Annotated in this window: 12 protein-coding genes; 5 read left to right on the top strand and 7 right to left on the bottom strand. The window is 70.9% G+C overall.

Going from position 1 to position 13,266, the window contains the following annotated elements; all coding sequences use genetic code 11:
- Positions 1 to 7: 7 nt before the first annotated feature.
- Both LZ017_RS16655 and LZ017_RS16660 read right to left on the bottom strand, forming a co-directional pair.
- Positions 8 to 1,570 carry an ATP-binding protein gene (locus LZ017_RS16655; protein WP_241398023.1) on the bottom strand — a complete coding sequence of 521 codons (1,563 nt, stop codon included), beginning with the start codon at positions 1,568 to 1,570 and terminating at the stop codon, positions 8 to 10.
- Between the two features lie 178 nt (positions 1,571 to 1,748).
- A complete protein-coding gene (locus LZ017_RS16660) occupies positions 1,749 to 2,771 on the bottom strand; it encodes a GGDEF domain-containing protein (protein ID WP_241398024.1) in 1,023 nt (340 codons plus the stop codon).
- Positions 2,772 to 3,051: 280 nt separating this feature from the next.
- Between LZ017_RS16660 and LZ017_RS16665 the strand changes: the two genes are divergently transcribed.
- Both LZ017_RS16665 and LZ017_RS16670 read left to right on the top strand, forming a co-directional pair.
- Positions 3,052 to 3,984, top strand: coding sequence for a DMT family transporter (locus tag LZ017_RS16665; RefSeq protein ID WP_374109934.1), 933 nt, complete (start codon positions 3,052 to 3,054; stop codon positions 3,982 to 3,984).
- 5 nt (positions 3,985 to 3,989) lie between these two features.
- Positions 3,990 to 4,778, top strand: coding sequence for an SDR family oxidoreductase (locus LZ017_RS16670; RefSeq protein WP_241398025.1), 789 nt, complete (start codon positions 3,990 to 3,992; stop codon positions 4,776 to 4,778).
- Positions 4,779 to 4,879: 101 nt separating this feature from the next.
- Here LZ017_RS16670 and LZ017_RS16675 read toward each other — a convergent pair whose 3' ends face one another.
- Both LZ017_RS16675 and LZ017_RS16680 read right to left on the bottom strand, forming a co-directional pair.
- A complete protein-coding gene (locus LZ017_RS16675; RefSeq protein WP_241398026.1) occupies positions 4,880 to 5,905 on the bottom strand; it encodes a CsgG/HfaB family protein in 1,026 nt (341 codons plus the stop codon).
- A gap of 153 nt (positions 5,906 to 6,058) precedes the next feature.
- The gene (locus LZ017_RS16680; RefSeq protein ID WP_241398027.1) at positions 6,059 to 6,937 is read right to left on the bottom strand and encodes a DMT family transporter; all 879 of its coding nucleotides are present in this window, start codon (positions 6,935 to 6,937) and stop codon (positions 6,059 to 6,061) included.
- Positions 6,938 to 7,032: 95 nt separating this feature from the next.
- Between LZ017_RS16680 and LZ017_RS16685 the strand changes: the two genes are divergently transcribed.
- Positions 7,033 to 8,019 (top strand): quinone oxidoreductase, encoded by a 987-nt coding sequence (locus LZ017_RS16685; RefSeq protein ID WP_241398028.1) that lies wholly within the window; start codon positions 7,033 to 7,035, stop codon positions 8,017 to 8,019.
- Here LZ017_RS16685 and LZ017_RS16690 read toward each other — a convergent pair.
- The 3 genes from LZ017_RS16690 to lspA form a co-directional block, all read right to left on the bottom strand.
- Positions 7,999 to 9,582 carry an ATP-binding protein gene (locus tag LZ017_RS16690; RefSeq protein WP_241398029.1) on the bottom strand — a complete coding sequence of 528 codons (1,584 nt, stop codon included), beginning with the start codon at positions 9,580 to 9,582 and terminating at the stop codon, positions 7,999 to 8,001. The genes LZ017_RS16685 and LZ017_RS16690 overlap by 21 nt on opposite strands.
- Before the next feature lie 32 nt (positions 9,583 to 9,614).
- Positions 9,615 to 10,385, bottom strand: a complete 771-nt coding sequence (locus tag LZ017_RS16695) for a DUF2189 domain-containing protein (protein WP_241398030.1) — start codon at positions 10,383 to 10,385, stop codon at positions 9,615 to 9,617.
- Between the two features lie 106 nt (positions 10,386 to 10,491).
- A complete protein-coding gene (gene lspA, locus LZ017_RS16700) occupies positions 10,492 to 10,980 on the bottom strand; it encodes a signal peptidase II (protein WP_241398031.1) in 489 nt (162 codons plus the stop codon).
- Between the two features lie 91 nt (positions 10,981 to 11,071).
- On the opposite strand from lspA, the gene LZ017_RS16705 reads away from it, so the two are divergent.
- Both LZ017_RS16705 and LZ017_RS16710 read left to right on the top strand, forming a co-directional pair.
- Positions 11,072 to 12,463 (top strand): cache domain-containing protein, encoded by a 1,392-nt coding sequence (locus LZ017_RS16705; RefSeq protein ID WP_241398032.1) that lies wholly within the window; start codon positions 11,072 to 11,074, stop codon positions 12,461 to 12,463.
- Positions 12,456 to 13,091, top strand: a complete 636-nt coding sequence (locus tag LZ017_RS16710) for a response regulator transcription factor (protein WP_241398033.1) — start codon at positions 12,456 to 12,458, stop codon at positions 13,089 to 13,091. Before LZ017_RS16705 ends, LZ017_RS16710 begins: the two co-directional genes overlap by 8 nt.
- Positions 13,092 to 13,266: the final 175 nt, after the last annotated feature.

The raw sequence follows: 13,266 nt of genomic DNA on the forward strand, positions 1-13,266 counted from the left end.
GCGCCGCTCAGGCCACGCGTTCGTCGGCCTGGGCGTTCTGCGGTGCGCTGCGGGGCAGGCGCACCACCAGCCGCGTGCCTTCGCCGGGGGCGCTGATCACCTCGACCTGGCCGCCCAGCACATTGGTGACGATGTTGTGCACGATGTGCATGCCCAGCCCCGAGCCGCCCTTGCCCAGCTTGGTGGTGAAGAAGGGGTCGAAGATGCGCCGCACCACCGAGGCGTCCATGCCGCGGCCGTCGTCTTCGACGACCAGGGCCACCGCGTCCTCGCCTTGCGCGGCGCAGCGGACCACGACCGTGCCGCTCTCGCGGCCTTCGAAGGCGTGCACGCGCGCGTTCATCAGCATGTTGGTCAGCACCTGGCCCAGCGCGCCCGGATAGCTGCTCATGCGCAGCCCCGGCTCCAGCTCGGTCTGGATGCGGAAGGGCGTGTGCTTGAAGCTGGGCTCCACCATCACCAGCACGTCCTCGATCACCTGGGCCAGCTCGAACTCGCGGCGCGTGTCGTTGGTCTGGTCGATCGCGACCTGCTTGAAGTCGCGCACCAGGTCGGCGGCCTTCTGCACATTGCGGTGCAGGATGTCCTGGCCGCGCCGCGTGTCCTTGACCAGTTCTTCCAGCTGGCTGCGCCGCATCGGCGTGTTGTCGCTCAGCATCTGGTCCAGCTTGGCCCAGCGATCCTCCAGCGCCGACACCACGGTCAGCGCATTGCCCAGCGGCGTGTTGAGCTCATGGGCCACGCCGGCCACCAGCCGGCCCAGCGAGGCCAGCTTCTCGGACTCGACCAGCTCGCGCTGCGCGGTCTTCAGGTGCTCCAGCGCCTGGGTCAGCTCGGCGTTCGTCTGCGTCAGCTGCTGAGTGCGCTGCGTCACCTGGTCTTCCAGCGTGTTGGCATGGCCGCGCAGTTCGTCGAAGGCCTTCAGCAGCGCCAGTCGCATGCGCTCCATGGCGCCGCCGACGCGGGCGATCTCGTCCTCGCCTCCCAGGCGCAGCGGGCTGTCCAGCCGGCCCGCGCCCAGCTCGTCCGCGGCCTCGCTGAGCCGCGCCATCGGCGACAGCACGCGACGCTGCATCACCAGCAGGATGAGGGCCAGCGACAGCGTCAGCGTCAGCAGGCTGCGGCCGATGGCGCCGAACATCTCGTCGCGCTTGCGCGCCAGCAGCGGTTCGGCGCTCATCACCACGGTCAGCTTGGCGATCTCGCGGCCGTCGCGCAGCACCGGGCGGGCCTCGCTAAGGGTCAGCTTGGGATCGTAGTTGTCGCGGTGGCGCTCGATGAAGGGCTCCTGCGCGGTGTTCTCGACCACCAGCACCGAGACGAAGCGCGGGTCGTCCATCTGCGCGTCGATCATCGGTTCGGCGAGGTCGGGCGAGACCTGCCAGATCGGCTCGGCCAGCGACAGCGCCAGCACTTCGCTGGTGCGCGTCAGGTCACGGCGCAGGTCTTCCATGGCGACGCGCTGGCTGGCCTGCTGCTCGTAGAGCAGCACCAGGGTGGTCGGCAGCGCCAGCCCCAGCAGAAGGGCCAGCACCACGGCGTTGCGAAGCGAGCTATTGATCAGCGCCACCGGCCTGTGTCCATGTCCTGTCGTCGCGGCTCTTGGCGGCCGCCCTCCGGATGCGACAACGGGACCGTGCCCCGCTGCACCCGCCTCCAGCCAGCGCGTGGCCGGCCTCTCTGTCGCGGACCATTATCCATACAAACCGTTGCAGTCCGGACCGCGCCGCGCCGGCCGACCGTCAGGCTCAGGCGGCCAGCGCGTCCTCGCGGGTCACGACGGTGACGCGGTTGCGGCCCTGGGCGCGCGAGAGCTTGAGCGCCTGATCGGCGCGCGTGACGAAGGCTGCGGCGCTCTCGTCGCGGCCCAGCTGGGTCAGCCCCACCGAGAGACTGACCCGGCCGTTGGCCGACTGCAGGTGGTTGACGCGCTGGCGGAACTGCTCGGCCACGGCCACCGCCTCGTGCAGGCCGGCGCTGGGCATCAGCAGGGCAAACTCATCGTCGCCCAGGCGCGCCGCGACATGGTGGGCCTGGGTCACGCCGCGCAGGATGCCGGCCAGCTGCAGCAGCAGCTCGTCCAGTGCCGGCGCGGCGAGTTGCTGGCGCAGGCGCTGGAATTCGTCGATGTCGCCCAGGATCAGGCAGGGGCCCACCGGCGTGCCGGCGTCGGGGCTGCCCAGGCAGCGCTGCAGAGCCTGCTCGAAGCCGCGCCGGTTGGACAGACCGGTCAGCGTGTCCAGCAGTGCCTCGGAGCGCGCGCGCTGCACCTCGCGGTGCAGGCGCTCGATCTCCTCCTGGGTGCTCGCCAGCCGCGCGGCCAGCGCATCCATCGCGGTGTGCATGCCCGAGGTGCCCTGCATCACCTCGGCCAGCACATGCATGTGTTGGCCCGGCGCGGCGCGGCGCAGCGCCTCCTGCCAGTCCTGCAGCGCGCGCCCGTACGCCTGGGTGCGCAGCCCGGCCTGCTCGGCGCTCTGCGCCATGCCCTGCAGCAGGTCCTTGAAGCCCTGCTCCAGCCGGCTGGCGCTGTCTTCGTCCAGCTCGGCGATGTGGCGCTGGTAGAGCGACCAGGTCTGGGCCTCGTCGATGCTCTGGCCGTCGCGCGTCAGCGCATTGAGCTCGCGGCTCAGGGCGCCGTTGCGGCCGCTGACATGCTCGTACCACACCGCATAGCTGACCGGATGCAGCGCCGCGCGCTGCCGGGACATCAGCGGCAGGGCCATGCGCAGCGTCTGCGCGCTCTGGGCAATGCTGTCTTCGTATCTCATGCTCGTTCCTCGCGAAGGCTGACACCTGTGGCGGTGCCTTCCCTTCCTCCCTCGACCGTGCAGCGCCGCACCTGGCCGGCGCGGCTGCATCGGTTTGATCGGCCGCCGCCCGGGCAATCTGTAGGCCTGCGCACGCGCGGCGCGCCCGGATCTCGCGCCCTGGCGCGTCAAAGCGGCAATAGCTCACGACCGGCAGCCGTCGCAAGGCGCGATGCCGGGCTTGAGCAGAGGCGGGGGCTGGCGGCCGTGCGGGGCCGGAGCCTCTTCCTAGAATGGGGCCATGTCTTCCCGTCCGCCGTCCTCCGCCATGCCCGTCGGTCCCGTCACGAGCACCGCCCCGGCCTGGCAAGGCCTGGCACTGGCCTCGCTGGGCGCGGTGGCGTTCTCCGGCAAGGCCATCATCGTGAAGCTGGCCTATCGGCATGGCGTCGATGCGGTCACGCTGATCATGTTGCGCATGGTGTTCGCGCTGCCGCTGTTCCTGGCCCTGGCGTGGTGGGCGGGCCGTGGCAAACCGCGCCTGGGCGGACGCGACCGGCTGGCCATCCTGGGCCTGGGCTTTTGCGGTTACTACCTGTCCAGCATGCTGGACTTCGCCGGGCTGGCCTATATCAGCGCCAGCTTCGAGCGCCTCATCCTCTATCTCAACCCCACCCTGGTGCTGCTGCTGGGCTGGCTGCTGTTCAAGCGCCGCGTCGGCGGCCGGCAGCTGCTCGCGCTGGCGATCAGCTATGGCGGCGTGTTGCTGGTCTTCGGCCAGGAGCTGAAGCTGCAGAAGGGCGAGCACACGGCGCTGGGCGCGCTGCTGGTGCTGGGCAGCGCGATCAGCTATGCGGTCTATCTGCTGTACAGCGGCGAATGGGTGAAACGCATCGGCGCGCTGCGCCTGACCGGCCAGGCCACCGCGGTGGCCTGCGTGCTGTGCATCGCGCAGTTTCTGCTGCTGCGGCCGCTGTCCGGCCTGGCCGAGCTGGCGCCGCCGGTGTGGTGGCTGTCGGTGCTCAACGCGGTGGCCTGCACCTTCGCGCCGGTGGTGATGGTGATGCTGGCCATCGAACGCCTGGGCGCGACGCTGACCGCGCAGACGGGCATGATCGGACCCATGTCCACCCTGTTGATGGGCGCGTTGCTGCTCGACGAGCCCTTCACGCCCTGGGTGCTGGCGGGGACGGCGCTGGTGCTGTCCGGTGTCTGGTTGCTGAGTCGAAGGTAGCGAAGATGGATCTAGGAATCGCGGGCCGCTGGGCCCTGGTGTGCGCGGCCTCCAAGGGCCTGGGCGCGGGTTGCGCCGAGGCGCTGGTGGGCGAGGGCGTGCATGTGGTAATCACCGCGCGCGGCGAGGAAGCGTTGCAGGCGCAGGCCGAGCGGCTGCGGGCGTTGAACCCGGCGGTGCAGGTGCGCAGCGTGGTTGGCGACATCGCCACCGAGGCTGGCCGTGCCGCCGCGCTGGCCGCCTGCCCGCAGGTCGACATCCTGGTCAACAACGCCGGCGGCCCACCGCCCGGCGACTTCCGCGACTGGGACCGCGCGGCCTGGCTCGCGGCGCTGGAGGCCAACATGCTGACCCCCATCGAGCTCATCAAGGCCACGGTGGACGGCATGGCACAGCGCGGATTTGGGCGCGTCGTCAACATCACCTCGGGCGCGGTGAAGGCGCCCATCGACGTGCTGGGGCTGTCCAACGGCGCCCGCTCGGGGCTGACGGGCTTTGTCGCCGGGCTGGCGCGCCAGCCGCGCCTGGCCGGGCGCAATGTGACGATCAACAACCTGCTGCCCGGGGCCTTTGACACCGAGCGGCTGGGCAAGACCCTGGCCGCCGGCGCCGCGAAGAGCGGCCAGCCGCTGGACGAGCTGCGCGCGCGGCGCATGGCGGCGATCCCGGCGCAGCGCTTCGGCAGCGCGGCGGAGTTCGGCGCGCTGTGCGCGATGCTGTGCAGCGCGCAGGCTGGCTATCTGACGGGGCAGAACATCCTGCTCGATGGTGGGGCCTATCCGGGCACGTTCTGAGCGGTCCGCGACCCGGTGCGCGGGCCTGTCGGCCGCCGCCGGGCGCGCCATGAAGAAAGGGGCCCGCGGGCCCCTTCGATGGCAGGCGGCCCGGCGCCGGCTCAGAGCTTGCGCAGCAGCACCTTCTTGACCCAGCCTTCGCCCTTGGGCGCCTGGACCTTCAGGAAGCCGTCCTTCTCCTCGCCGAGGAACAGCACCTCGTCGGCCTTGGTCAGCGACTGCAGCTCGGGCGAGCCCTCGCGAGGCATGCGCAGCACCTTGGCGCCGGCGATCTTGGGCACCATCACATCGCCTTCGGCCGCGGCATTGGCCTGCACGCTGTGCGCGGCGTTGGCCTGGGCCGCCGGGCCCGCCTTGGCCTGGATCAGCTGCGGGCTGTTCTTGATCGCGCGGACGATGTTGTTCCAGTTGTCGACGAAGGAGGCGGTGATCACCTTGCCCTCGTTGGTGTTGGAGTAGCCGCCCGCGCCGACGCCCACGCCGCCGCCGAACAGCGCGCCACCCAGCGAGAAGTCCGCCTTTTCGGCACTGCCCTCGGCCGCGGCGACCTGGATGCCGGAGCGCGCATCCACCAGCAGCATGCTGGTCTGCGCCTGCTTGAACTTCAGCCCGCCGGCGATCGCGCCCAGCACGCGGCCGGCGCCGCCGAACAGGCCCAGCACGCCGGCCCCGACGCCGCCAGCATTGTTCTCGGAGAACACGATGTTGGGGGTGACCAGGAAGTCCGCCGTCACCATCTGGCCGCGGCCCATGTTGGCACCCTGCTGCAGCATGCCGCTGTCGGCCAGCTGGCGCTCCTGCATCATGTTCTGCATCGCGACGCCGCGCTCGATCACCTGGAAGCAGTTGGACTGCTGGATGATCATGCGGATCAGGCCGTTGGGCGAGGGCAGGCCGTAGCCGCGCAGGCGCACCAGCAGGTCGTCCTGGGGCTCATGGACCGCGATCGTGCCCTTGGGGCTGTCGCAGCGTTCCAGCTGGGCGTTGGCGTTCTGGGCGCCGTCGGGACCGGCGCTGCCGGTGGCGATGGAGCCGCCCTTGCCCAGCTCCTGGGCGGCGGCGATCAGCGGCAGGCACAGCGCCACAGCGGCTGCGGCGCGCAGGATTCGTTGTTGTTGTCCGTTCATCGGAGTTCTCCCACAAAAGGTGACCGGCGATTCTAGGACCCGCGTGGCGGGCTCGCGATCCCGAAGACCTCCGGTGTGCGCCTGCAGCGCCGCCGGGGCACGCCGCGCCGGCAAGCGTGCAGGAAGTCGCGGCGCGACTGTGGCGCGCCGGCCTCAGCGTCGCGAGGACACCAGGATGCCGGCCGCGATCAGCACGAAGGCCGCGCCATGGAACCAGCGCGGCCACTCGCCCAGCAGCGCGGCCGACATCAGCGCGGCGAACACCGGCGTCAGATTGCCGAAGAAGGCCGCCATCGCCGGGCCGGCCTGCGCCACGCCCAGCCCCCAGGCGCGGTAGGCGATCAGCGACGGGCCGACCGCGACATAGACCAGCGCGGCCACCAGCCCGGCGCTCCATTGCAGCGTCTGCGACGTCCAGGCCTGCTCGGCGCCGGCCATGCCCCAGGCGAAGCTGAGGCCGAACAGCAGCTGTGCCATCAGCATCTGCGCCCAGTCCCAGGGCGGCCGGGCCTCGCCCTGCATGTGCGCGGGCGGCCGCGCCAGCAGCCAGCTGTACACGGCCCAGGCCTGCACCGCCAGCAGCATCAGCAGGTCGCCGGGCACGAAGTGCACCGCGGCCAGGCTGCGCAGGTCGCCGCGCGCGAGCACCAGCGCGACGCCGGCCAGCGAGAACAGCGCGCCCAGCAGCTGACGCCGGGCCGGCATCACGCGGTAGAACAGCGCGCCCACGCTGAGCATCCACACCGGCAGGCTGGCGGCGATCAGCGTCACGTTCAGCGCGCTGGAGCTGTGCAGCGCCTGGTACTGCAGCGCGTTGTAGCAGCCGATGCCCAGCAGCCCCACCACGGCGAGGTAGCGCCAGCGCTGGCGCAGCGGGGTCAGGTCTTGCAGCAGCGGCCGTGCCAGCGGCGCCAGCAGCAGCCCGGCCAGGGTCCAGCGCATCGCGTTGAGCAGCAGCGGCGGCACGGCGCCCGCCACGAGCCGGCCGACGACCGCGTTGCCAGCCCACAGCAGCGGGGGCAGGGTCAGCATCAGGGCCAATCGTGGGGTCAGCTGCATGAGGTCGGGCGGGAGCGGCGCAAGGCTGGCACGATAGCGGAATTCCATCCCAGTTGCAGGAGACGCAGATGAGCGAGAAGGCGGTGCGCATGGCGCAGGCGGGCGGGCCCGAGGTGATGAGCCTGGAGACCGTGGTGGTGGGCGATCCCGGACCCGGCGAGGTGCGCATCCGCCATATGGCCTGCGGGCTCAACTACATCGACGTCTACCACCGCAGCGGCGTCTATCCGCTGCCGCTGCCGTCGGGGCTGGGCATGGAGGGCGCGGGTGTGATTGAGGCGGTGGGCGAGGGCGTGCAGCACTTGCGCGTCGGCGACCGCGCCGCGTATGCGAGCCAGCCCGTCGGCGCCTACGCGACCGCGCGCGTGATGCCGGCCCGCTGCGTGGTGCGCCTGCCCGAAGGCATCTCCTTCGAAACCGGCGCGGCGATGATGCTCAAGGGGCTGACCGCGCAGTACCTGCTGCGCAAGACCCTGCCACAGGGCGGACTGCAGGCGGGCGACGCGGTGCTCTTCCACGCGGCGGCTGGCGGTGTCGGCCTGATCGCCTGCCAGTGGGCGCGCGCGCTGGGCCTGCGCCTGATCGCCACCGCCGGCAGCGACGAGAAATGCCGTCTGGCGCTGGAGTCCGGCGCCAGCGACGCGATCAACTACCAGCGCGAGAACTTCGCGCAGCGCGTGCGCGAGCTGACCGGCGGGCAGGGCGTGAAGGTGGTCTACGACTCGGTCGGCGCGGCGACCTGGGAGGGCTCGCTGGACTGCCTCGCGCCCTTCGGGCTGATGGTGAGCTTCGGCAACGCCTCGGGCATGGTGCCGCCGGTCTCGCTGGGCGCGCTGGCGGCCAAGGGCTCGCTCCATGTCACCCGGCCGACGCTGTTCACCCACCTGGCCACCCGCGAGAGCACGCAGGCGATGGCGGACGAATTGTTCGACGTCGTGCTGAAGGGCCAGGTGCAGATCCGCGTCGAGCAGCGCTACGACCTGGACCAGGTGCAGCAGGCCCACCGCGACCTGGAGGCCCGCCGCACCGTCGGCTCAGGCGTGCTGCTGACCTGAGGCAGCGGCGCCCAGCCCGCCCGGCAGGGGCGGCGTGGGCGCTGCGGGCGCCGGCGGTTCCTCGGCCAGCGCCTCGGCGGCGCGGGTGAGCGGCGCCGCGGCGGCCTCGGCCCGCGGCAGCTTCAGCTCAAAGCTGAAGCAGGAACCCACGCCGGGCTCGCTCTCGACCTGGATCTGCCCGCCCATCAGCTCCACCAGGCGCTTCACGATGGTCAGGCCCAGCCCGGTGCCGCCATAGCGGCGGGTGATGCTGCTGTCGGCCTGCGTGAAGGGGCTGAAGACCTGCGCGATCTGGTCGCGCGTCATGCCGATGCCGGTGTCGTGCACCGAGAAGCGCAGGTGCACCGGGGCCTGCGGCGCCGGCGTCTCGTCCAGGCACTGCACCTCGACGCGCACCTCGCCCTTCTCGGTGAACTTGAGCGCGTTGCCGACCAGGTTGACGAGGATCTGGCGCAGCCGCAGCGCGTCGCCCTGCATGTGCTGGGGCACGCCGGGCTGCACGCGCGCGTTGAGCTGCAAGCCCTTCTCATGCGCCTGCAGCAGCAGCGGGTGCAGCGCTTCGCGCAGGCAGTCGTGCAGCGAGAAGGGGGCGTGGTCGATGACCACTCGGCCGGCCTCGATCTTGGCGACGTCGAGCAGGTCGTTGATGATCAGCATCAGCCCCTTGGCGGAGTTGTGGGCGAGGTCGATGAACTTGCGCTGGCGCTCGCTCAGCTCGGTCTGCAGCACCAGCTCGGTCAGGCCCAGCACGCCGTTCATGGGCGTGCGGATCTCATGGCTCATGTTGGCCAGGAAGGCGCTCTTGGCCTGGCTCGCGGCCTCGGCCGCGGCGCGCGCGGATTCCAGCTGGGCCTGGGTGGTCTTGAAGTCGGTGATATCGCGGGCGTTGAGCTGCAGCACCAGGTCGCCGCTGACGGGGTCGCGCATCGGGCGCGCGTCCAGCGCGTGCCAGCGCCGTCCCTGCACGGTGTTGAGCTCGATCTCGGCGCCGAAGGTCTGGCCGCGCTGGACCTGGGCCATCACGCGCCGCGCCAGCTCGGGTTCGGGGAACAACGCGCTGAACTCGCTGCCGCCTATGGTCTTGCGCAGGCCGGCGAAGGTCACGGCGGCGGCCGGGTTGCGCATCAGCGCGCTGCCGTCGCGCAGCGAGAACACGGCGATGCGCACCGAGGTGTGCTGCAGCGCCTCGACGCCGCGCAGCATGGCCTTGTCCACGCCGCTGACCAGCGAGTCCGCCGCGAAGAGCATGACCTGGCGCTGGTCGGGCGTGCGCAGCCCGCGGGAGACCAGCATCACCGTGATGGGCTGGCCCTTGGGGTAGAGCGTCCATTGCTCGCGCACGATCTTGCCTTGCGCATGGTCGGCGGCGGTGACGGCGAGGCGCTCGCGTACCGCCTCGCTGGTGTCGGACAGGTCCCGGCCCAGGAATTCCTCGGCGCTGTCGGCGCGCCAGAACTGCAGCGCGGCGGCGTTGGCCCAGAGGTTGCGACAGCGCTCGGGGTCGTGGACCCACATGGGCACGTCCAGCCAGTCGTAGTGAGTCAGGCAAGAGAAATCAAGCATGGCGGGGCGATTGTCGCCGCGTTGGATGTCAGTCAGATCACCGCCGCCCGGTAGGCGTGCCAGCTGGCGTGACCGATCACCGGTCCGACGAACAGCAGGCCGGCGAAGCCGGGCAGCAGGGCGAGCAGCACCAGTCCCGTGATCAGCGCGCCCCACAGCAGCATCACGCCGGTCTGGGTCAAGGTCAGCTTCATGCTGGTCAGCGCGGCGGTGATGGCGTCGACCTCGCGGTCCAGCATCATCGGGATCGCGACCACGGACACCGAGAAGATCAGGCCGGCGAACAGCGCGCCCACGCACAGATAGGCGACCAGGAAGCCCAGGTTGTCCCCGGACAGCAGCGTGGACAGCGAGCCGGAGAAGTCCGGCATGCCGTCAAAGCTCACCGCGAACACCACCAGCGACGCGCGCCCCCAGATCATCTCCAGGATCAGCAAGGCGCAGCCGTAGATGGCCATCTGCCCGCCATGGGAGCGCCAGGCGAAGAGCGCGTCGGCCAGCCCGACCGGCTCGCCGCGCTCCAGCCGCCGGCTCGCCTGGTAGAGCCCCATGCACAGGAAGGGGCCCACGAGCAGGAAGCCGGCCGACAGCGCCAGCGTGTAGGCCGGCGCATGCTTGAACACCGCCAACAGGGCCCAGCCCATGGCCATGAAGCAGGCGCCGAAGAACAGCCCGATCAGCGGCGCGCGGCGGAAGTCGCGCCAGCCGGCGGCCAGCCAGCCCAGCGGTGCGCTCAGGCGCAGCGGACGCAGCTCGGGGGTGAGGGGGCGGTCCTCGGAGGGCGGGGCGCTGGAGGGGTGCATGGCCTCTTAGGCTATGCCAGCGTCGCGCCCGGTGGTTCAGTGTTTATCCTCATCGGGCGCGCAGGGCGCGCCGTGGGATCTCCCCCTCTCGGGGGATGGCGGCGGGCTAGCCGCGGCGCACGCGGCGCAACTCGTCCCAGACCAGCAAGAGGGCGCCCACGGTGATCGCGCTGTCGGCCACGTTGAACGACGGGAAGTACCAGCCGCCCCAGTGGAACTGCAGGAAGTCCACCACATAGCCGTGCATCAGCCGGTCCACCACGTTGCCGATCGCGCCACCCATGATCAGGCTCAGCGCGAGCGCAAACACGGTTTGGTGGCCGTGGCGGCGCAGCAGCCAGACGATGAAGCCCGTCGAGGCGACACCCAGCAGCACGAAGAACCAGCGCTGCCAGCCCGACGCGCCGGCCAGAAAGCTGAACGCGGCACCGGTGTTGTGCACGCGCACGAGATTGAAGAAGCCGGTCACGGTACGGCTGTCGCCGTACTGGAAGCTGGAGAGGATCAGCAGCTTGGTGAACTGGTCTGCGAGGATGATCAGCAGCGCGATCGCCAGCCACTGGAACAGGCGCGGGGAAGAGGACTTGGAGGCCATGGGGACAGGATGATGCAAGCTCGCTACTGTAGCGTCTGCCGGACATCCGGCGGGCCGGGGGTGGCGGGCCGGGCTACAGTGCGGCCGACAAATGAAACTGCGACTGAAAATCCTGCTGGTGGCCATCCTGCCGCTGATCGTGGCGCTGTGCCTGATCGCCTGGGCCGTGGTGCAGCAGGAGAAGGAACTGCTGCAGCGCGAGCGCGCCGCGGTCCACAGCGCCTACATGGAGGCGCGCCGCGATGAGCTGCGCCACTACGTGGAGCTGGCGGTCAGCAACATCAGGCCGCTGTACGAGCAGTCCCAGGGCCTGGACGAGCCGGCGCGCGCCGCCGCCGCCGCGCAGGCGTTGCAGCAGCTGGCGCGGCTGGACTATGGTGCCGACGGCTACTTCTTCGTCTACGACCTGCAGGGCCGGGTGCTGATGCACTCGCGCCAGCCCGAGCTGCTGGGCCAGAACCTGTGGGAGATGCGCGACCCCAGCGGCGAACCGACGATACAGCGCCTGATCGGCCGCGCGATGGCCGGCGGCGGCTTTGTGGAATACCCCTGGCGCAAGCCCTCCAGTGACCAGGTGGCGCCCAAGCTGGGCTATGTGGTGGCGCTGCAGGGCTGGAACTGGATGATAGGCACGGGCCTGTACCTGGACGGCATCCAGGCCACGCTGGACCATCTGGAGCAGGAGGCGCAGCGCAACATCGCGCGCACGCTGTGGTGGATCGCCGGCATCGCGCTGGCCGCGGTGCTGCTGATCAGCATCAGCGGGCTGGCGCTCAACCTCAGCGAGCAGCGCATCGCCGAGCACAAGTTGCGCACCCTGGCCCACCAGGTGGTGCATTCGCAGGAACAGGAGCGCGCCCACCTGGCGCGCGAGCTGCATGACGGCATCAGCCAGAACCTGGTGTCGATCAAGCTGCTGATCGAATCCGCGCAGCGCGAGGGCCAGCAGGCCGGGCCACTGCAGCAGGCCGCGCAGCGCCTCAGCGGCTGCCTGCACGAGGTGCGGCGCATCTCGCACCGGCTGCGCCCGGCGCTGCTCGACACGCTGGGGCTGCCGGCCGCGCTGGCCCATCTGGCCCAGGAGTTTTCGGAGATCGACGGGCTCTCGGTCAGCGCCCCGGTGCTGGGCACGCCGCGCGAGCTGCCGGAGGTGGTCAACACCGTGCTGTTCCGCGTCGCCCAGGAGGCGCTGACCAATGTGGCCAAGCATGCCGGAGCGTCCAACCTGGAGCTGGCACTGGAGTTCCGCGCCGACGGCGGCGTCGCCATGCGCGTGCTCGACGACGGGCGCGGCTTCGACGCCGAGGCGGTGCAGGCCGACCCGCGCCGCGGCATCGGGCTGCGCAACATGCGCGAGCGCATGGTGTCCATCGGCGGCCATCTGGAACTGCAGAGCGGCGTGGGCCATGGCACCCAGGTGGAGGCGCTGGTCGACGTCGACCAACTGGCCCATCTGGCGCGCGACAATCCGGCCCATGACTGAGGCCCTGCGCATCCTGCTCGTCGATGACCATCCGCTGGTCCGCGAAGGCCTGCGCGCGCGCCTGCAGGCCGAGGGCGGCTACGAGGTGGTGGCCGAGGCCGGCGACGCCGAGTCGGCGATGCAGGCCCTGGTGCGCGAACAGCCCGAGCTGGTGGTGATGGACGTGGGCCTGAAGCAGGGCAATGGCATCGAGCTGGCGGCGCAGATGCTGGCACGCCGGCCCGAGCTGCACCTGCTGATGTTCAGCATGTACGACAACCCCGAGTACGTGCAGCGCGCGCTGCAGGCTGGCGCGCGCGGCTACGTGCTGAAGGACGCGTCGGCCGGCGAGATCCTGGTGGCGATCGAGGCGGTGCGCGCCGGCGGCACCTTCCTGAGCCCGGGCGTATCGCGGCGCATGTTCCGCGCCCAGGCGCCGCGTCCCATCCTGACCCCGCGCGAGAGCGAGATCCTCAGCGCGCTGGCGCGCGGTGAAACCAGCAAGCAGATCGCCCGCGCGCTGGACCTGTCGGTGCGCACCGTGGAGACGCACCGCCAGAACATCAAGCGCAAGCTGGACCTGGAAGGCCCGGCCGAGCTGATGCGCTATGCGCTGGCGCACGCGCGCGAACCGGGCGGCGACCGCTGAACCTGCGACGTCCCGCCCGCGGCGCGGGTGGACCTAGGGTTGACCCCTAAGCGGCGGCACGTAGAGCCCACCGGGAGGTAGACGGATGCCGGGCCGGCGCCGGCCGGGAACACTGGCGGGCTGTCAGCAGACTCCGCGCGTCCGCGCCCATCCCCTCGGCGGCGACGCGCGATAC

It is taken from the genome of Pelomonas sp. CA6 (genome assembly GCF_022549225.1).
GTDB lineage: Bacteria > Pseudomonadota > Gammaproteobacteria > Burkholderiales > Burkholderiaceae_C > Roseateles.